The following is a 20,249-nucleotide window of genomic DNA, read 5'->3' as shown; positions in this document are numbered from 1 at the left end:
GCCGCCGCTCATCCCGACACGGTACCGAAGATGCCTCTCGCTGCCGATGTGTCCGACTCGTACCCGCCCCTAGCGTCAGCCTCGCCAGCTCACCACCACCTGAGGAGACGGGGACATGACCACACCGCTGATCGAACTGCACGAGGTGACACGCCGGTACGACGAAGGGCCACCGGCGCTGCGTGAGGTGTCGTTGAGCGTCGCGCCCGGCGAGGCGGTGGCGATCCTCGGCCCGTCCGGCAGCGGCAAGTCGACGATGCTGAACCTGGTGGCCGGGCTGGACCGGCCGAGCACCGGCACTGTCACCGTCGACGGCGTGCGGGTCGACCAGCTCGGCGAGGCCGCCTCCGCCCGGTACCGGAGGGCCCGGATCGGTCTGGTGTTCCAGTTCTTCAACCTGCTCGACGACCTGACCGTCGCCGACAACGTCATGCTGCCGGCACAGCTGGCCGGGATGGGCCGTGGCGCCGCCCAGCGCCGGGCGACCGAGCTGCTCGGCCGGCTCGGCGTGCACCGGCACGCCGGCGCGTACCCGGGGAGGCTCTCCGGCGGTGAACGGCAGCGGGTCGCCGTCGCCCGCGCGCTGATGAACCGGCCACCGCTGCTGCTGGCCGACGAGCCGACCGGGGCGCTGGACACCGCCTCCGGCGAGGAGGTCATGCGCCTGCTCACCGAACTGCACGCCGACGGCCAGACCATCGTCGTGGTCACCCACGACCTGGTCCTCGCCGAGAGGTGCGCGACCCGGACCGTCCAGCTCCTCGACGGGCAGGTCGCCGCCGACTCCGCGTTGGAGCGGGCCCGATGAGCGCGCTGGCTCGGGTGGTCCGCGCCGGGGTCGGGCGGCGACGCGTACAGACGATCGTGATCGGTCTGGTCGTGATGATCGCGGTGACGTCGGCCGTCCTCGGCGGTTCGCTGATGGTGGCCTCCCGGGGACCCTTCGACCGGGCCTTCGACCAGCAGCAGGGCGCCCACCTCACCGCCCAGTTCGACGCGGACGCGGTCACCGAGGCACAGGTGGCCGCCTCCGCGAACGCCGCCGGGGTCGCCGGATCGGCGGGCCCGTTCCCGAACGCGGAGCTGAACCTGACCAACCCGATGGGTCGCCCGGTGCCGCCGCTGACCGTCGTCGGGCGTGCCGATCCGGGCGGCGCGGTCGACCGGGTCGACGTCGTCGACGGCCGGTGGGCGACCGGCCCGGGGGAGATCGTGCTGGCCACGGGGGAGCACCTGCGGTTGCCGCCGCAGGTGCTCGGCCAGCGGTGGACGGTGTCCGACGCGCCGGGCAGCCCGTCGGTGACAGTCGTCGGGCTGGCCCGTTCGGCCAGTCAGACCGCCGACGCCTGGGCCACCCCGGCGCAGCTCGCGGCCTGGACCGGCCCTGACGGCCCGCGCGCCTACCAGATGCTCTACCGCTTCACCGAGGCCGGCACTGCCGCACAGGTCCAGGCCGGCCGGACGGCGGTGCAGGCGTCCGTCCCCGCCGCCGCGCTCGACAGCGCCGTGTCGTGGCTCGACGTCCGCCGGGAGGCGACCGGCGAAACCGTCCTGCTGGTGCCGTTCCTGATCGCCTTCGGCATGCTGGGTGTGGTCATGGCGGTGCTGATCATCGGCAACGTCATCGCCGGCGCGGTCTCCACCGCCACCCGCCGGATCGGCATCCTCAAGGCGCTCGGCTTCACGCCAGCCCAGGTGGTCCGGGCGTACGTGGGGCAGGCGCTCATCCCGGCCACGGTCGGTGCGGCGCTCGGTGTGGTCGCCGGCAACCTCCTGACCGTGCCGATCCTCGCCCAGACCGATCGGATCTACGGTACGGACGACAACGGGGTCGCGTTCTGGGTCGACGCGGTCGTGGCCGGCGGCGCGCTCACCCTCGTGGCGGTGACCGCCCTGGCCGCCGCGGCCCGGGCCGGCCGGTTGCGCAGCGTCGACGCGCTCGCCGTCGGGCGTACCCCCCGGCCCGGCCGCGGTCGATGGGCGGCCCGCCTGACCAGCCGGCTGCCGATCTCCCGGCCGGTGACGCTCGGCCTGGCCCACCCCTTCGCCCGACCGGTACGAGCCGTGAGCGTCGTCGCCGCGATCGCGTTCGGCGCGGCCGCGGTCACCTTCGCGGTCGGTCTCGGTACGTCGCTGAACCGGATCCAGGAGGTTGAGGACATCGCCGATGTCCAGATCGGACAGCCGCACCGGGTGCCGCGGGGAGGGCCACCGCCGGGTCCGGGGCAGCCTCCGGGGCCGGGGCAGCCGCGGGGTCCGGTGCAGCCGCAGCCGTTCGGCGACCCGGCAGCGATCGAGCGGGTGATCACCGACCAGGCGGGCACCGACGGGTACCTGGGCATGGCCCGCAGCGAGATCACCGCCGCGGGGATCACCGGTGAGCTGGACGCGGTCGCCGTCACCGGGCCGGACGGGGCGCGCTACTACCGGATGGTGTCGGGGACCTGGCTGACCGGCCCGGCGCAGATCGTCGTCTCGACGCCGTTCCTGACCGCTGCCGGAAAAGAGGTCGGTGACCGCATCGTGCTGACCGACAAGGGCGTCGACCTTCCCGTCACGATCGTCGGTGAGGCGTTCAACATCGACGACGACGGCATGCAGGTCGTCACCGACGTCGCCACCCTCCGGGTGGCCGAGCCGGAGCTGGCACCGTCGATGTACTACGTCACTGTGGAGTCCGGCACCGACGCCAGGGCGTACGCGAAAGCGCTGACGGCGGCTCTGGACCCGCTCGGCGCGGTGGCCGACGGCCTCAGCCACGAGCCCGACGAGATGATCATCATCATCAACGCGCTGACCGGACTGCTCAGCCTCCTGCTGATGGTCGTCGCCGGCCTCGGGGTGCTGAACACGGTCGTCCTGGAGACCCGGGAACGCGTCCACGACCTGGGCGTGCACAAGGCGCTCGGGATGACACCCCGGCAGACCACGGCGATGGTCATCGCCTCGGTCGTGGTCACCGGCCTGGTCGGCGGCGCGGTCGGTGCGGGGGTCGGCGTGCTGCTGCAACGCACTGTCATCACCGAGATGGCGAGCAGCGTGGGCTTCCGCCTGCCCGGCTCGGTCCTCGACGTGTACGGCTCACTCGACCTGCTGCTCTTCGGTCTCGGTGGCCTGATCATCGCGGTGGTCGGTGCCCTGCTGCCGGCCGGCTGGGCGGCGAAGACCCGGGTAGCGGTGGCACTGCGAACCGAGTGACGGCCGGGTGACCCCCGCTCGCGGGAGCTACCCGTGAGCGGGGTTCACCCGCCTGCGCCGGGAACTCGGACACCTCGATCTCGTGGCGGCGGTCCGGATCGTCCGACCGACGAAAGCCTCAGCCAAATCCCGCTTAAGTGCGCCGCAGGACCATCGTCCCGACCCGTTCCTTCCCGGATTGGACAGACGATGAATGTGCTTGATGTGCGACGGATCGCCACGGCGGCCGCCGTGTTGGTCGGCGCTGCCGGTGTCGCGGTGCTCGGCACGACCGGCGCGGCCTCCGCGGAGGCCACCACCCACTCCTGCGTGGTGCGCAACCCGATCTCCGAGACCGCGCACTTCACCTTCTACGACACCGGCACACCGGGTGAGGGCCCGGGCGACCGGGTCACCTTCCACAACGAGATCTTCGACGCGTCCGGTGTGCAGATCGGCACCGCGGACGGCGGCGCGCTGATCTACACCGGCTCGGACGGCGCGCTGTACGAGCGGATCGTCGCTGTCGACACGTACTCCGACGGGCGCGTGTCGTGGACCGCTCAGGTGTTGATCTCCTCGGCCAACAGCGGCGAGGATCAGACGGCGACCGCGGTGGGGCTCACCGGGCGGTACGCCGGCAAGACCGGCGCCCGCCACTTCCAGGTCGTCGGCGCCACCGAGGCGGGCGAGCCCCTCTTCGCCTCAAGCCTCAGCGTCTGCGGCTGACCAACGAACACCGAGATCTCCCGGAGCGGATCCCGCTCCGGGAGATCGTCGCGTGCACACCCCTCCGACAGGCGTCCGGTCAGGCGGGCGAGCCGACCGCCGCGCGGTCCGCCGCGCCGAACCAGCGACTCAGCGCCGCGTCGAGCGCGCCGCCGACCGGCCCGGCGTACGCCACGTACCCGTCCGGGCGCAGCAGGACCGCGTCGGCGTCCAGATCCGGGTGGCGCTCGACCGTCACCACGTTTACCCGGTCGGAACGAGCCGGGGTGTCGCCGGTCACCCCGTCGCTCAGCAGGAGCACCCCGCGCCCGTCGTGGAACAACTCCGCCAACGGTCGGTGGGCCTCCGCGGTGTGGACGTCCACCGGCGGCACCTGCGTACCCATCAGCGGATGGTCGTTGCCGAGCGGGTACCTGACCTCGGTGGGCATGCGGAGCAGCCGTCGGCTCACCTCCGGAATCCCGATGAGATCGCTGAACAGCTCCCGCAGCGCGGTCAGCCGGGTCAGCGGATGCAGCAGCGTCAGGGTGGCCTCGGCGTGCCGGACCATCCGGGCGCCGACCGGGCGGCGCTCGGCCTCGTACGTGTCCAGCAACTCCTCGGACGCCCATCCGTTGACCACCGCGGCGAGCTTCCAACCCAGGTTCATCACGTCCTGGATGGCGGTGTTCAAACCCTGCGTACCGGAGATGAAGAGCTGGTGGGCGGCGTCGCCGGCCACCAGCACCCGGCCGGAGCGGTACCGGTCGGCCAGCCGGGTGGCGTGCCCGAACCGGGAGATGTAGTGCGTCTCGTCGATCTTCGGCACCCGGCCGGTGAGCCGGCCCAGACTCGCGGCCAGCTCGGCCGCCGTCGGTGGCGCGGCGTCCCGCACCGGTTCACGATCGAACTCGATGGACATCAGCCGGATCTTGCCGGGCTCGATGGGCAGCGCACCGAACAGGCCGCCCGGCCGCGGCCCGGCGTCGAACAGCTCGTGCAGGTCGTCGGTGAGCGTGACGTCCCCGAGGATGCCGTAGTACGCCGGCAGGCTCCCGTCCAGTGTGATCCCGGCCAGCGTCCGCACCACGCTGTCCGGCCCGTCGCAGCCGACCAGGTACGAGGCGCGCACCTGCCGCTCGTCCCCGGCGGAGCGCACTGTCACTGTCACCCCGTCCTCGTCCTGCGCGAAGGCGGTCACCTCGGCGCCCCGACTGATCCGGGCGCCGAGTTGCTCGGCCCGTGCCGCGAGCACCGCCTCCAGGCGGACCTGCGGGAAGCCGTACGTCAGGTCCCGCTCGCTGCCGGCGTCCAGATCGAGCCAGAGCAGCGAGAACGGCGTACGCGGCCACGGGAACAGGTGGTCGCGTATCGGCGCGGCCAGCCCGCGCAGGTCGAGCGTCTCCAGGCAGCGGGCGTGGACCGCCATGCCGTCGCAGCGTTCCGGTGGCACGTTCCGGCGTTCGATCACCTCGACGTCCACGCCGGCCAGCGCAAGCTCGCCGGCCAGCAACAGGCCGGCGGGTCCACCACCGGCGATGACGACTGATCTGGTCATGGCACTCCTTCGGTCGAACGGGCTAGAGCGTGGTGTTGCCGGCTCGGTCACGGCGACCCGGGGACGGTTGGCGTGGTCATGCCGCCTCCTGGACGCGGCGTGGTCATGCCGCCTCCTGGACGACCAGCTCGGCCGCGGCGAGCTCCGCGTCGAGATAGCGGACCAGCGAGGCCACTGTGGGGTGCTCGTAGATGGCGACCGGCGGGAGGGCCAGCCCGGTCTCCGCGCAGAGCAGGTTGCGCAACTCCAGCGCGGTGAACGAGGAGAAGCCCAGGGCCATGAACTCGGCGTCGTCGTCGACCTCGTCGGTGGTGGGGTGGCCGAGCACGCCAGCGGCGTGCCGGCGGACCAGGTCGAAGAGGTACGGCTCCCGATCACCGGCCGGCACCGACGTCAGGTGATGCCGAATCGACGCGGTCTCGTCCGGGTCGTCGGGGGCCGCGACCGTCAGCCCGTCGAGCCACCCCGCCGGGGGGACGCCGGGCGCGTCGAGCCAGTAGCGGCGGCGGCGGAAGGCGTACGTCGGCAGCGGTGTCGGCACCTCGCCCGAGCCGGGCAGGAACGCCGCCCAGTCCACCGGGGCGCCGTGCACGTACGCGTGGGCCACCGCGAGGCCGAAGGTGAGCGGCTCGGGCCGCCGGCCGCGCAGGACCGGCGCCAGGACCGGGGTGCTGCCCGGCAGGCACTCGGGCACCAGTTGCGTCAGCGTCGGCTCCGGGCCCAGCTCCAGGTAGATGCTCGCGCCCTGGCCGTGCAGGCAGGTGACGGCGTCGGCGAAGCGTACGGTCTGCCGGACCTGCCGTACCCAGTAGCCTGCGGTCGCCAGCTCCTCGCGGGCCACCTGCCCGGTGACGGTGGACACGACGGTGATCTGCGGCGGCGCGTAGCTCAGCTCGCGGGCCACCGCCTCGAACTCGGCAAGCACGGAATCCATGTGCGGCGAGTGGAAGGCGTGGCTCACCCGCAGCCGGTGGGTCTTGCGGCCGCGGCCACGCCACCCCTCGGCGATCCGCAGCACGTCCGCCTCGTCTCCGGCGAGCACCGCCGAGGCGGGCGAGTTCAGCACGGCCACGGCGACCGTCTCCGGAGTGTCGATCGAGGCGAGCAGCTCCTCCTCGTTGGCCTGCACAGCGACCATGGCGCCGCCCTCGCGGGCGGACTCCATCAGTCGGCCGCGAGCCGCGACGAGCCGGCACGCGTCGGCGAGGGTGAAGACCCCGGCGGCGTGCGCGGCCGCGATTTCGCCGATCGAGTGGCCGGCGACCAGGTCCGGACGCAGACCGAGGTGTTCGAGCAGCCGGAACAGGGCCGTCTCCAGGGCGAAGAGCGCGGCCTGGGTGTACTGGGTACGGTCCAGCAGGGCACTGTCGGAATCGGCGAACATCACCTCGCGCAACGGCCGCGGCAGGTGCGGGTCGAGGTGCGCGCAGACCTCGTCCAGGGCGGCGGCGAACACCGGGAACTCGGCCGCCAGCTGCCGTCCCATGCCGGGACGCTGGCTGCCCTGCCCGGTGAACAGGAAAGCGGTACGTGGTGGGGTGCCGGCGAAGCCGCTCACCACGTTGGTGGCCCGCTCTCCGGCGGCCAGTGCGGCCAGACCGCCCAGCAGGTCGGCGCGGTTGGCGGCGACGACGGCGGCGCGGTGGTCGAACCGGGTGCGGGTGGTCGCCAGTGCCCGCCCGGCGGCGGCGAGGCTGAGTTCCGGCCGCTCGCTGAGGTGTGCGTGCAGCCGAGCGGCCTGGTCCCGCAGCGCCGCCGCGGTCCGGGCCGAGACCGTCCAGGGCACCACTGCCGGAACGGGGGCGTCGACAGCCGGTTGGGCGCTGCCCGCGTCCGGGGCCTGTTCGATGATCAGGTGGGCGTTGGTGCCGCTGATGCCGAACGAGGACACCGCGGCGCGGCGCGGGACGTCGCCGCCCGGCCACGGCGCCGGCTCGTCCAGCAGCGCCACGGTGCCGGCGCTCCAATCCACGTGGGTGCTCGGTACGCCGGCGTGCAGGGTGCGCGGCAGCAGGTCGTGCCGCAGCGCGAGCACCATCTTGATCACGCCGGCCACGCCGGCGGCGGCCTGGGTGTGCCCCAGGTTCGACTTGATCGAGCCGAGCCGCAGTGGCCGCTCCACGGACCGCTCCGCGCCGTAGGTGGCGATCAGCGCCTGCGCCTCGATCGGGTCGCCGAGGGTGGTGCCGGTGCCGTGGGCCTCGACGGCGTCGACGTCGGCGGCGGTCAGCCCGGCGTCGGCCAGGGCCTGGCGGATCACCCGCTGTTGGGACGGTCCGTTCGGCGCGGTCAGCCCGTTGCTGGCGCCGTCCTGGTTCACCGCGCTGCCCCGGATGACAGCGAGCACCGGATGGCCGTTGCGGCGGGCGTCCGACAGCCGTTCGAGCAGGAGCAGGCCGGCCCCCTCACTGAACCCGGCGCCGTCGGCCGCGTCCGAGAAGGACTTGCAGCGGCCGTCCGGCGCCAGGCCCCGCTGCCGGCTGAACTCCACGAACAGACCCGGGGTGGCCATCACGGTGACCCCGCCGGCCAGTGCGAGGGTGCACTCCCCACGGCGGAGCGCCTGCGCCGCCAGGTGGAGCGACACCAGGGACGACGAACACGCCGTGTCGACAGTGACCGCCTGCCCCTCCAGTCCGAGGGTGTACGCCACCCGCCCGGTGGCGACGCTGCCCGCGCTGCCGTTGCGCAGGAACGCCTCGTACTCCTTGGGTGCCTCGGGCAGCCGCGCGCCGTAGTCGCCGTACATCACTCCGGCGAACACGCCGGTGCGGCTACCGCGCACCGACACCGGGTCGATGCCGGCCCGCTCCAGTGCCTCCCAGGCGAGTTCGAGCAGGATCCGCTGCTGCGGGTCGGTGGCCGTCGCCTCCCGTGGGCTCATGCCGAAGAACGCCGGATCGAACTCCGCCGCGTCGTGCAGGAAGCCGCCCCTGCGGGTGTACGAGTGGCCGCTGCGGTCCGGGTCCGGGTCGTAGAGGTCGTCCACCCGCCAGCCGCGGTCGGTCGGGAACTCGCCGGTCGCGTCGCCGCCGGCGACCAGCAGGTCCCACAGCCGCTCCGGGCTGTCCACGCCGCCCGGATAGCGGCAGCTCATCGAAACGATGGCGATCGGCTCCGGCAGCGCCGCCTCGAGCTCCGCCAGGCGCTGGCGCGTCTTGCGTAGCTCGGCGGTGGTCCACCGGAGATATTCCATCGTCTTGTCGTCAGCCGTCATCGGTATCCCTCTCCGTCCGGGTCGCGGGCTCAGCTGAGCGAGCGGCCCAGCTCCTTGTCGATGAAGTCGAAGATCTCGCTGGCGTCGGCCGACCGCAGGTGCTCGTCCACCACGTCCTCGGCGGCGTCCGCGACCGGCGCGCCCGACTCCTGCCAGTCGGCAAGCACCGCCTGCAGTTTCCGGGTGATGACCAGCCGGGTCTCGAGGTCCGCACCCGGCGGAACGGTGCCCAGCGTGGTGCGCAGCCGGTCGAGTTCGGCAAGCACCGGCGAGGACGCGTCGGGTGCGTCCGGCACCAGCGCCTCGCGGACGTGCTCGGCGAGCGCGGCCGGGGTCGGGTAGTCGAAGACCAGGGTCGGCGCCAGTCGCATGCCGGTCGCCGCGGTGAGCCGGTTCCGCAGCTCGACAGCGGTGAGGGAGTCGAACCCCAGATCCTTGAACGCCTGCCCGGGATCGACGCGGTAGTCGGGGCCGTGACCGAGCACTGCCGCGACGGTCGAGGTGATCAGCTGTAGCAGCACCGCCCGCTGCTCCGACTCGGGCCGCCCGGACAGGTCGGCGAGCAGCGAGCCGCCGGCCGGCTCGGCGTCCCGGTGCCGCGGCGTCCGGACCAGCCCGCGCAGCAGCGCCGGCAGCAGCCCGGATTCGGCGTGCCCGCGCAGCGCCACCGCGTCGATCAGAGCGGGCGCCACGACCGGCAGGTCGAGGGCTCGGGCCGCGTCGAACAGCTCCATGCCCTGCTCGGCCGGGATGGCGATCAGGCCGCTGCGGGCCATCCGGGTCACCCGACCGGTGCCCAACTGGGCGGCCATGCCGCTGTCCTGCTCCCACAGGCCCCAGGCCATCGCGGTGGCCGGCAGGCCGTGCAGCCGGCGGTGCTCGGCCAGCGCGTCCAGGAACGCGTTGGCCGCCGCATAGTTGGCCTGGCCGGCGTTACCGAGCGTGCCGGCGAACGAGGAGAACAGCACGAACGCCCGCAGCGGCTGGTCGGCGGTGAGCTGGTGCAGATGCCAGGCCGCGTCCACCTTGGGCCGCAGCACCCCGGCCAACCGCTGCGGGGTGAGGGTGCCGAGGGTGGCGTCGTCGAGCACCCCGGCGGTGTGCAGGACCGCGGTGACCGGGTGCGCCTCGGGCACCGTGGCCAGCGCCGCGGCGAGAGCCTGCCGGTCCGCGGTGTCGCAGGCGACCACGTCGGCCGTCGCGCCGGCGGCCTCGAGTTCGGCCACCAGCTCGGCGGCCCCCGCGGCGTTCGGACCGGACCGGCTCAACAGCAACAGCCGGCGTACGCCCTGCCGGTGCACCAGGTGCCGGGCCAGCAGGCCGCCGATCCACCCGGTGCCACCGGTGATCAGCACCGTGCCGTCCGAACCCAGCTCCGGCGCCGAGCCGGCGGCCGGCGGCAGGGTCGCCAGCCGGGCCGCGTACAGCACCTGGTCGCGGACGGCCAGCTGCGGCTCGTCACCACCGAGAGCGACGGTGAGCGCCCGGCTGAGACCGCCCGGCCCGCTCACGTCGACAAGACCGATCCGGCCCGGGTGCTCGGTCTGAATGGCCCGGACCATGCCCCAGACCGGGGCGTTCAGCAGGTCGGTGACGCCCGAGCCGGCGGGCACGGCGACCGCGCCACTGGTCACCACCAGCACGCGCGCGCCGGCGTACCGGTCGTCGGCGAGCCACTCCTGAAGGACGGCCAGCGTCTCCGCCAACCGGTGGCCGACCTCGGCCGGCAGGTCGGCCGGCCCGGCCGCCGGTGGGCACGGCAGCACCAGCACGTCGGGCGTCGGAGCCCCGGCGGTGACCGCCTCGGCCAGCTCGGCGGGGGAGCCGTGCACAGTGACCGGTCCGTGCCGGCCCAACTCGTCGGCGAGGCCGAGGTCGTCCGGGCCGAGCACCGCGTACCCGGCCATCGGGGCGTCCGGGGCATCGGCGGCGTCGGGATAGACCGGCGCCCACTCCACCGCGTGCAGCGCGCGCCGCAGGTGACCGGCGCGCAGCCCGGCGAGCATCTCCGGCCCGACCGGCCGGACCGCAAGCGCCTCGACCACGGCCACCGGCCGGCCCGCCTCGTCCGCGGCGGTCAGCGTCACAGTGTCCGGACCGGCCGCGGTGAGCCGCACCCGCAGCGTGGTGGCGGCGGTTCTGATCAGTCGTACGCCGCTCCACGCGAACGGCAGCCGCGCGCCGTCCCGCGCCCCGCCGTCGGTGCTGAGATCGCCGGCCGCGTGCAGGGCCGCGTCCAGCAACGCCGGGTGCAGGCCGAAACGGCCAGCGTCCGCGTGTGCCTCCTCCGGCAGCGACACCTCGGCGTAGACCTCGTCGCCGAGGCGCCACACCCCGCGCAGCCCGCGGAACGTCGGCCCGTAGTCCAGGCCCGCCGCCTCGAAGGCGTCGTACCGGCCGGGCACGTCGACCGGCTCGGCGTTCGGCGGCGGCCAACTCCCGGCCGGCGTCGGGACCGACTCGGGCGGCTCGTCGACGAGCACGCCGACGGCGTGCCGCGTCCACTCGCCGTCCGGGTCGGCCTCCGGCCGGGACCAGACCGTCAGCGGAGCCGGACCGCCGGCGGCGGCGTCCACCACCACCTGCACCTGGGCGGCACCGGCATCCGGCAGCACCAGCGGCGCGTGCAGGGTCAGCTCGCTCACCGCCGGGCGGCCGACCCGCGCGCCCACCCACAGCGCCAGGTCGACAAGGGCGGTGCCGGGCAGCACTGTGGTGCCGGCCACCACGTGATCGGCCAGCCAGGGATGGTCGGCCAGGGCGAGCCGTCCGGTGAAGACGCTGCCCCGCTCGCCGGCCAGCCGCACCTCCGCGCCCAGGAACGGGTGCTCGGTCGCGGTGAGCCCGGCCGCCGAGACGTCGCCGACCTCGGCGGCGCCGGTGAGCCAGTAGCGCTGCCGCTGGAACGGGTAGGTGGGCAGGCCGGTCGGGTCCACCGGGCCGGGCAGCGCCGCCGCCCAGTCGATCCGCAACCCCTGCGCGTGCGCGGTGGCAGCGGCGAGCAGCACCTGATCCCAGCCGCCGCGCTCGCGGCGCAGCGTACCCAGCACCGCGCTTGGCGCTCCGCCGGCGTCGAGGGCCTCCACGGTGTCCTGGACAGCCCCGGTGAGCACCGGGTGGGCGCTGCACTCGATGAAGGTGCGGTAGCCGTCGGCGTGCAGCGCGGCCACCGCGTCGGCGAAGCGCACCGGCTGCCGCAGGTTGCGGTACCAGTAGTCGGCGTTCATCTCCGCGGTGTCGAGCGGTCCGCCGGTGACTGTCGAGTAGCAGGGCACCTCGGCGGGGCGCGGGTCCATCCCGTCCAGCGCCGCGAGGATCTCGGCGCGCAGTTCCTCGACGTGCGCCGAGTGTGAGGCGTAGTCCACCTGCACCCGGCGGGCCCGGATGTCCGCCTGCTCACAGGCGGCCATGAGCTCGTCCAGGGCAGCCGGGTCACCCGAGACCACAGTGGCGTTCGGTCCGTTCACCGCCGCCAGCGAGATCCGACCCGACCAGCGGCCCAGCAGCTCGTCGACCTCGGCGGCCGGCCGCGGCACCGAGACCATGCCACCGCGCCCGGCCAGCGCCACGATCGCCCGGCTGCGCAGCGCGACGATCCGGCAGGCCTCGTCGAGGGTCAGCGCGCCAGCCACGTACGCCGCGGCGATCTCACCCTGGGAGTGGCCGACCACCGCGTCCGGACGCACGCCCAGCGCACGCCAGAGCGCGGCGAGCGAGACCATCATCGCGAACAACACCGGCTGGACCACGTCGACCCGGTCCAGGGTGGGCGCGTCGGGCTCGCCGCGCAGTACGTCAAGCAGCGACCAGTCGACGTGCCGGCTGAGCGCGGCGTCGCAGTCGGCGATCGCCGCCGCGAACACCGGGGCGGTGTCCAGCAGGCCCGCGGCCATGGCGGCCCACTGGCTGCCCTGGCCGGGGAAGACCAGCACGACCTTGCCGCGTTCGGTGGCGGTGCCCTGCACCGTCGTGGCGGCCGGCTCACCGCGGGCCACCGCGGCCAGCCCGGCGAGCAGGTCGGTCCGGTCGGTGCCGACCACTGCGGCGCGCAGCGGCAGGGCGGCCCGGCCCCGGGCGAGGACTGTGGCGATGGCGGCGACCGGAAGGTCAGGCCGGCCCTCCGCGTACGCCCGGATGAGGCCGGCCTGCGTACGGAGGCCGCCCTCGGTGCGCCCGGAGAGCAGCCAGGCGGTCGCCGGCGCGGGGTCCGGGTCCGGCGTCTCGCTGGGTGCGGGTGCCTCCTCGAGGACGAGGTGGGCATTGGTGCCGCTGATGCCGAACGAGGACACCGCGGCCCGGCGCGGATGCTCACCGGGCGCCCAGGGCTGCGCCTGCGTGAGCAGCCGCACGGTGCCGTCGGACCAGTCCACGTGGGGCGACGGCTCGGCGGCGTGCAGGGTCGGCGGCAGTTGCCCGTGCCGCATCGCCATGGCCAGCTTGATCACGCCGGCCACGCCGGCGGCGGCGAGAGTGTGCCCGATGTTCGACTTGATCGAGCCGAGCCACAGCGGCCGCTCCGCGGACCTCTCGGCGCCGTACGTGGCAAGCAGCGCCTGCGCCTCGATCGGGTCGCCGAGCGCGGTGCCGGTGCCGTGCGCCTCGACGGCGTCGACGTCGGCGGCACTCAGCCCGGCGTCGGCCAGGGCCTGCCGGATCACCCGCTGTTGCGAGGGGCCGTTCGGCGCGGTCAGACCGTTGCTGGCGCCGTCCGAGTTGATCGCCGAGCCGCGCAGCACGGCGAGCACCGGGTGGCCGTTGCGGCGGGCGTCGGACAACCGCTCCAACAGGATCAGCCCGGCGCCCTCGCCCCAGCCGGTGCCGTCCGCGCCGGCCGCGAACGCCTTGCACCGGCCGTCCGGGGACAACGCCCGTTGGCGGCTGAACTCCACGAAGGACCGGGGCGAGGCGAGCACCGTGGCTCCGCCGGCCAGCGCCAGGTCACACTCGCCGCGGCGCAGCGCCGTGCCGGCCAGGTGGATCGCGACAAGCGACGACGAACACGCCGTGTCGACGGTCATGGCCGGCCCCTCGAAGCCGAACTGGTAGGCGACCCGACCGGACGCCACGCTCGTGGTGGTGCCCGTGGAGAGGTAGCCCTCCAGGTCCTCCGGAACACGGCCGAGGTGACTGCCGTAGTCCGAGGCGATCACGCCCGTGTAGACGCCGGTGGCGCTGCCGCGCAGTTCGCCCGGGTCGATGCCGGCCCGTTCGAGGACCTCCCAGGCCAGTTCGAGCAGAAGCCGCTGCTGCGGGTCGGTGGCCAGCGCCTCGCGAGGGTTGATGCCGAAGAACCCGGCGTCGAACGCGTCCGCGTCATCGATGAACCCGCCGGCCCGGGTGTAGCTGGTCCCGGCGTGCTCCGGGTCCGGGTCGTAGAGCCGCTCGGTGTCCCAGCCGCGATTGTCCGGGAACGGGCCGATGGCGTCGGTGCCGGTGGACACCAGTCGCCACAGATCCTCGGGTGAGCGAACACCACCCGGGTAACGGCAGCCGGCCGCCACGATGGCGATCGGCTCGTCGGCGACCGCGGACCCGCGTACCCGCCCGCCGGACGCGGCGGCCCGCACGGCCGCCGGTTCGAGGGCGGTCGCCAGATAACCAGCCAACGCCGCAGCGGTCGGGTAGTCGAAGACGAGCGTGGCGGGCAGCCTGAGCCCCGTCGCGGCGTCGAGCCGGTTGCGCAGCTCGACGCCGGTGAGCGAGTCGAAGCCGAGGTCGGTGAACGCCGCCGCCGGGTCGATCCGGTCGCCACCGGCGTGGCCGAGGACCGCGGCGACCTGCTCGCGGACCACAGTGATCAGCAGCTCGGTTCGTTCCGCCGAGGTCCGCCCGGCGAGCCGGGCGGCCAACGCCGAGCCTCCCGCCACGGCGGCCCCGGACCGGGCGCGACGGGTCGACGGCCGGACCAGGCCGCGCAGGATCGCCGGCACCTCGCCGGCCGCGGCCCGTTCGCGGAGGGCCGCCGTGTCGAGCCGGGCCAGCACGGGCGCGGCCCGGCCGCCGGCCAGGGCCCGGTCGAACAGGGCGAGCCCCTGCGCGGCGGTCAACGGCCGGAGCCCGCTGCGGGCGATCCGAGCGCGGTCGGCCTCGCCGAGCCGGTCGGTCAGCCCGCTCGGGTCCTCCCACAACCCCCACACCATGGCCACCGCCGGCAGCCCGAGCCGCCGCCGCCGACCGGCCAACCCTTCGAGGTACGCGTTGGCGGCCGCGTAGCCGGCCTGCCCCGGGTTGCCGAGCGTGCCGGCCACCGAGGAGAAGAGCACGAACGCCGCGAGGTCCGTTCCGGCGGTGAGTTCGTGCAGGTGCCGTGCACCGTCCGCCTTGGGTGCCAGCACTGTGGCCAGCCGGTCCGGTGTGAGCGCGTCCACCAGGCCGTCGTCGGTGCGGCCGGCGGCGTGGACGACAGCGGTCAGCGGCCGGTCGGCCGGCACCGAGGCGAGCAGCCGCGCGACAGCGTCCCGGTCGGACACGTCGCACGCGGCCACCAGCGCCTCGGCGCCGGCCGCGGCCAGTTCGTCGACCAGTTCGACGGCGCCCGGTGTCTGCTCACCGCGCCGGCCGACAAGCAGCAGGTGACGTACCCCGTGTCGCGCGACCAGGTGCCGGGCGAGCAGCGCGCCGAGGCCACCGGTCCCGCCGGTGACCAGGACGGTCCCGGCCGGGTCCAACGGTCGGGGCACTGTCACCACGACCTTGCCGATCTGCCGGGCCTGGCTCAGGTACCGCAGCGCCTCGGCGGCCTGCCGGATGTCCCACACCGTGGTCGGCAGCGGTCGGAGCACGCCCCGCGTGAACAGCGCCATCAGCTCACCGAGCATCTCGCGGATCCGGTCCGGGCCGGCCTCCATGAGGTCGAACGCGCGGTACGCGACGCCCGGGTGGTCAGCGGCCACCCGTTGCGGATCGCGGATGTCGGTCTTACCCATCTCCAGGAAGCGGCCGCCGCGAGGCAGCAGGGCCAGCGACGCGTCGACGAACTCCTGGGCCAGCGAGTCGAGCACCACGTCGACGCCGTCGCCGTCGGTGGCGGCCAGGAAGGCGGTGGCGAAGTCCAGGGTCCGGGACGAGGCCACGTGTTCGTCGTCGAGGCCGACCGCCGTCCACTTGGCCGGGCTCGCGGTGCCGAACACCTCGGCGCCCAGGTGTCGGGCGAGCTGCACGGCGGCCATGCCGACGCCACCGGCCGCCGAGTGCACGAGCAGCCGTTCCCCGGCCCGCAGCTGGCCGAGGTCGGTGAGCGCGTAGTAGGCGGTGAGGAACACGATCGGCACTCCCGCGGCGGTGGCGTACGACCACTCGTCCGGGATGCGGGTGACCAGGCGGGCGTCGGTGACCGCGACCTCGGCGAGCGCGCCCGCGAACAGGCCGGCGACCCGGTCACCGGGGGCCAGCGTCGACACGCCCGGGCCGACCGCCTCGACGACGCCGCTGGCCTCGCTGCCCAGGTCGGCGTCGCCCGGATACATGCCGAGGCCGATCAGCACGTCGCGGAAGTTCAGGCCGGCGGCGCGCACCCGGATGCTCACCTCGCCCGGCCCGGGCGGGCCGGCGACCCGGTCGACCACCATCAGCTCGTCGAGGCTGCCCCGCCCGGACACGTCCAGGCGCCACGGGCGGTCGGTGGTGGGCAGCTCGGGCGCGGCGCCGGCCCGTTCGAGCCGGGGCGCCAGCACCCGGCCGTCGCGTACCGCCAGCTGCGGTTCGCCGGTGGCGAGCGCGGCCGGGACGGCGGCCTCCGAGGCGGGCGAGCGGTCCACGTCGATGAGCACCACCCGGCCCGGGTACTCACTCTGGACGGTCCGGACGAGACCCCAGACGGCAGCCCCGTTCGGGTCGTCGCCGCCCCCTGCGGGCGCGGCGGGCACGGCCAGCTCGGTCCGCACGACGAGCCGTCCGTCGCCGGCCAGTCCGGCGCGGACCGCGGCCAGCACGGTGCGCAGCGCGTCGGTGTCGCCGTACGGCACGGTGATCGTCGTGTCGTCCGGCGTCGCCTCCGCCTCCGGTGCGGGCACGGCGGTCCAGGCCACCGTGTACTCCTCGTCGGCGGCCCGCAGTTGGTCGGCGGAGACGGCGCGGAGTTCCAGGCGGTCCACGCCGACCACCGGCGCGCCGTCCTCGTCGACAGCGATCAGCCCGACCGTGTCGCCGTCGCGGCGTAGCCGGACCCGCAGGTCGGTGGCGGCCGAGGCGTGCAGCGTCACCCCGGACCAGGCGAACGGCAGCCGGGCGGGCTCGTCCTCGCCGGCTGCGGCGATCAGCGCGTGCAGGGCGGCGTCGAGCAGCGCCGGGTGGATGCCGAACCGTCCGGCGTCGGCGTGCTCGCCCTCCGGCAGGCGCACCTCGGCGAGCAGGTCCGGGCCGTCGCGCCAGGCGGCGCGCAGCCCCCGGAAGGCCGGACCGTACCGGTAGCCGAGCCGGTCCAGCCGGTCGTAGGCGTCGTCGACGGCCAGCGGCTCGGCGTCCTCGGTCGTCCACGGGGGAGCCTCGACCGGGTCCCCGGCCCGGGACAACCGGCCGGTGGCGTGGCAGGTCCAGGCGCCGTCCTCGGCGGCGGGCCGGGAGTGCACCGACACGACGCCGTGGCCGTCGTCGTCCGGTGCGCCGACGGCGACCTGCACGGCGACGGCGTCGCGTTCGGGCAGCACCAGCGGCGCGTGCAGCGTGAGGTCGTCGACCCGGCCGTAGCCGGCCTGCCGGGCGGCCAGCAGCGCCAGCTCGACGAACGCGGTGCCGGGCAGCAGCACGGCGTCCAGCACGACGTGGTCCGCCAGCCACGGGTGGGTACGCCGGGACAACGATCCGCTGAGCAGGTGGCCGCCCGCGTCGGCGAGCTGGACCATGGCGCCGAGGATCGGGTGACCGGCCGACCGCAGCCCCGCCGCGGCCATGTCGCCCGCCCGCTCGGGTCGCAGCCAGTACGACCCGTGCTGGAACGGGTAGGTGGGCAGGCCGACCCGGCGCCCGCCGCACCCGGCCAGCACCGCTGACCAGTCGACAGGTACGCCGGCCTCGAAGGCCCGGCCCAGGCCGGTGAGCAGGCTGCGCGCCTCCGGCCGGCCGCGCCGCTGAACGGCGGTGACCGACGCGCTGTCGGCCGGCAGGCACTCGGCCGCCATCGGGGCGAGGACGGCGTCCGGGCCGACCTCCACGTAGTGGGCGATGCCACGTGCGGCGGCGGTGGCCATCCCGTCGGCGAACCGGACCGCCTCGCGCACATGCCGGACCCAGTAGTCGGCGGTGACCAGGTCGTCACCCTCGGCCAGCGCGCCGGAGAGGTTGGCGATCACCGGCATCGTCGGTGGGTGGTAGGTGAGCGACTCGGCCACCCGGCGGAACTCGGCAAGCATGGGCTCCATCCGTCGCGAGTGGAACGCGTGACTGACCCGGAGCAGCCGGCTCTTGCGGCCCTGCGCGGCCCAGCGGGCGGCCACCTTGGTCACGGCCTCGGCCGCGCCGGAGATCACGACGGCGCGGGGCGCGTTCACCGCCGCGATGTCGACCCGGTCGTCGCCGCTCAGCTCCGCCTCGGTCACCTGTAGTGCCGCCATCGCGCCACCGGTCGGCAGCGCCTCCATCAGCCGGCCACGGGCCGCGACAAGCGCCGCCGCGTCGTCCAGGGACAGCACTCCGGCCACCTGAGCCGCGGCGATCTCGCCGATCGAGTGGCCGATCAGCAGATCCGGCCGCACGCCCCAGGACAGCAGGAGCCGGTGCAGCGCCACCTCGACCGCGAACAGCGCCGGCTGCGTCCAGCCGGTTTGGTCCAGCAGGTCCGGCTCGCCGAGCACCTCGAGCAGCGGGCGGGGCAGGTGGGGCGCGAAGGCCGCGCACACCTCGTCGAGCGCCGCGCGGAACACCGGGTACGCGTCGGCCAGCTGCAGCCCCATGCCGGCGCGCTGGCTGCCCTGGCCGGAGAACAGGAACGCCACCGGTCCGGCCACCGCCGGCGTCGACGTGCCACCGGCCACCGCGCCGAGGGCCTCGGCGAACTCCTCGGCGGTCTCGCCGACCACCACGGCCCGGTGCGGCAGCAGCGCCCGGGACGTGGCCAGCGACCAGGCCACGTCGGCCGGCGCGGCGTCCACCGTCGCGAGCCGACGGGCCTGGTCGCGGAGGGCGGACGCACCGTGACCGGAGAATGCCCAGGCCACCGGCCCGCCCGGGTACACGGCCGGCGCGGCCTCGGCTGCGGGGGCCTCCTCGACGATGACGTGCGCGTTGGTGCCGCTGATCCCGAAGGACGACACACCGGCCCGCCGTGGCTGGTCGCCGGGGAGCCAGTCGGCGGGCTCGCTGAGCAACTCGACCGAGCGGTCCGACCAGTCCACGTGGGAGGTGGGCAGGTCGGCGTGCAGGGTGCGCGGCAGCGAGTGGTTCCGCAGCGCCAGCACCATCTTCATGATCCCGGCGACGCCGGCGGCCGCCTGGGTGTGGCCGATGTTCGACTTGATCGAGCCGAGGCGCAGTGGCTCCCGCCGGTTCCGCCCGTACGCGGCGAGCACCGCCGCCGCTTCGATCGGATCACCCAGTGCCGTACCGGTTCCGTGCGCCTCGACGGCAGCGACGTCCATCGGCGCCAGGTTCGCGTCGGCAAGTGCCTGTCCGATCACCCGTTCCTGGGCTGGTCCGCTCGGCGCTGTCAATCCGTTGCTGGCGCCGTCCTGGTTGACCGCCGAGCCGCGGATCACCGCGAGGACCGGATGGCCGAGTCGCACCGCGTCGGAGAGCCGCTCGAGGACGAGCACTCCGCAGCCCTCGGCGAAGCCGGTGCCGTCGGCGCCGTCGGCGAACGACTTGCACCGGCCGTCGGGCGCGAGCCCGCGCTGCCGGCTGAACTCGATGAACAGGGCGGGGTTGCCCATCACCGTGGCGCCGCCGGCCAGCGCCAGGCCGCACTCACGACGGCGCAGAGCCTGACTGGCCAGGTGTACGGCGACCAACGACGACGAGCAGGCGGTGTCGATGGTGACCGCCGGCCCCTCCAACCCGAACGTGTACGCCAACCGGCCGGACGCCACGCTTGTGGTGTTGCCGGTGAGCAGGTACCCCTCCAGGTCGGCGGGGACCGACTCGGGCGGCGGCGCGTACCCGGTGGCGATGACGCCGAGGAAGACGCCGGTGTCGCTGCCGCGCAGCCCGGTCGGGTCGAAGCCGGCCGATTCGAGCGCCTCCCAGCCGGTCTCGAGCAGGATGCGCTGCTGTGGATCGATCGCGGTGGCCTCCCGCGGGTTGATGCCGAACAGGTCCGGATCGAACCGGTCGGCGTCGTGCAGGAAGCCGCCCCGGGTCACGTAGGTGGTGCCCAGGTGGTCCGGGTCCGGGTCGAAGAGCGCGTCCTCGTCCCAGCCGGGCCGGTCCGGGAAGCCGGTGATCGCGTCGCGCCCGTCGTCGAGCAGTCGCCACAACTCCTCGGGAGTGTTCACTCCGCCCGGGAAGCGGCACCCCATTCCGATCACCGCGATCGGCTCGTGGTCGCGCGCGCTGAGTTCACGCAGCCGCCCGTTCGCCTTTCGCAGATCCGTGGTCGCCCGCTTCAGATAGTCGCGGAGCTTGTCTTCCTGATCGGTGGCCATGAACGTTCCCACCCCT

Annotated in this window: 5 protein-coding genes and 1 pseudogene; 3 read left to right on the top strand and 3 right to left on the bottom strand. The window is 74.5% G+C overall.

The window, feature by feature from the left end; all coding sequences use genetic code 11:
• Window positions 1–115: 115 nt before the first annotated feature.
• From ACQPWW_RS21200 to ACQPWW_RS21190, 3 genes are all read left to right on the top strand, one after another.
• Window positions 116–808, top strand: a complete 693-nt coding sequence (locus tag ACQPWW_RS21200) for an ABC transporter ATP-binding protein (RefSeq protein WP_433124954.1) — start codon at window positions 116–118, stop codon at window positions 806–808.
• Complete coding sequence (locus tag ACQPWW_RS21195; protein WP_433124953.1) at window positions 805–3,198, top strand: FtsX-like permease family protein; 2,394 nt, start codon at window positions 805–807, stop codon at window positions 3,196–3,198. The genes ACQPWW_RS21200 and ACQPWW_RS21195 overlap by 4 nt, the downstream gene beginning before the upstream one ends.
• Window positions 3,199–3,387: 189 nt before the next feature.
• Window positions 3,388–3,906 (top strand): allene oxide cyclase barrel-like domain-containing protein, encoded by a 519-nt coding sequence (locus tag ACQPWW_RS21190; RefSeq protein ID WP_433124951.1) that lies wholly within the window; start codon window positions 3,388–3,390, stop codon window positions 3,904–3,906.
• Between the two features lie 79 nt (window positions 3,907–3,985).
• Here ACQPWW_RS21190 and ACQPWW_RS21185 read toward each other — a convergent pair whose 3' ends face one another.
• The 3 genes and pseudogenes from ACQPWW_RS21185 to ACQPWW_RS21175 form a co-directional block, all read right to left on the bottom strand.
• Entirely contained in the window at window positions 3,986–5,443 is a 1,458-nt protein-coding gene (locus tag ACQPWW_RS21185; RefSeq protein ID WP_433124950.1) for an FAD-dependent monooxygenase, read from the bottom strand.
• Between the two features lie 103 nt (window positions 5,444–5,546).
• A pseudogene (locus tag ACQPWW_RS21180) lies at window positions 5,547–8,633 on the bottom strand (type I polyketide synthase); the annotation flags it as partial.
• A gap of 56 nt (window positions 8,634–8,689) precedes the next feature.
• Window positions 8,690–20,233: an SDR family NAD(P)-dependent oxidoreductase gene (locus ACQPWW_RS21175; RefSeq protein ID WP_433124949.1), complete on the bottom strand. Its 11,544-nt coding sequence runs from the start codon at window positions 20,231–20,233 to the stop codon at window positions 8,690–8,692.
• Window positions 20,234–20,249: the final 16 nt, after the last annotated feature.

It is taken from the genome of Micromonospora sp. CA-240977, from assembly GCF_050942285.1.
Taxonomy (GTDB): Bacteria; Actinomycetota; Actinomycetes; order Mycobacteriales; family Micromonosporaceae; genus Micromonospora.
The sequence above is the reverse complement of the archived record's forward strand: the minus strand, read 5'-3'. Positions and strand labels throughout refer to the sequence as shown.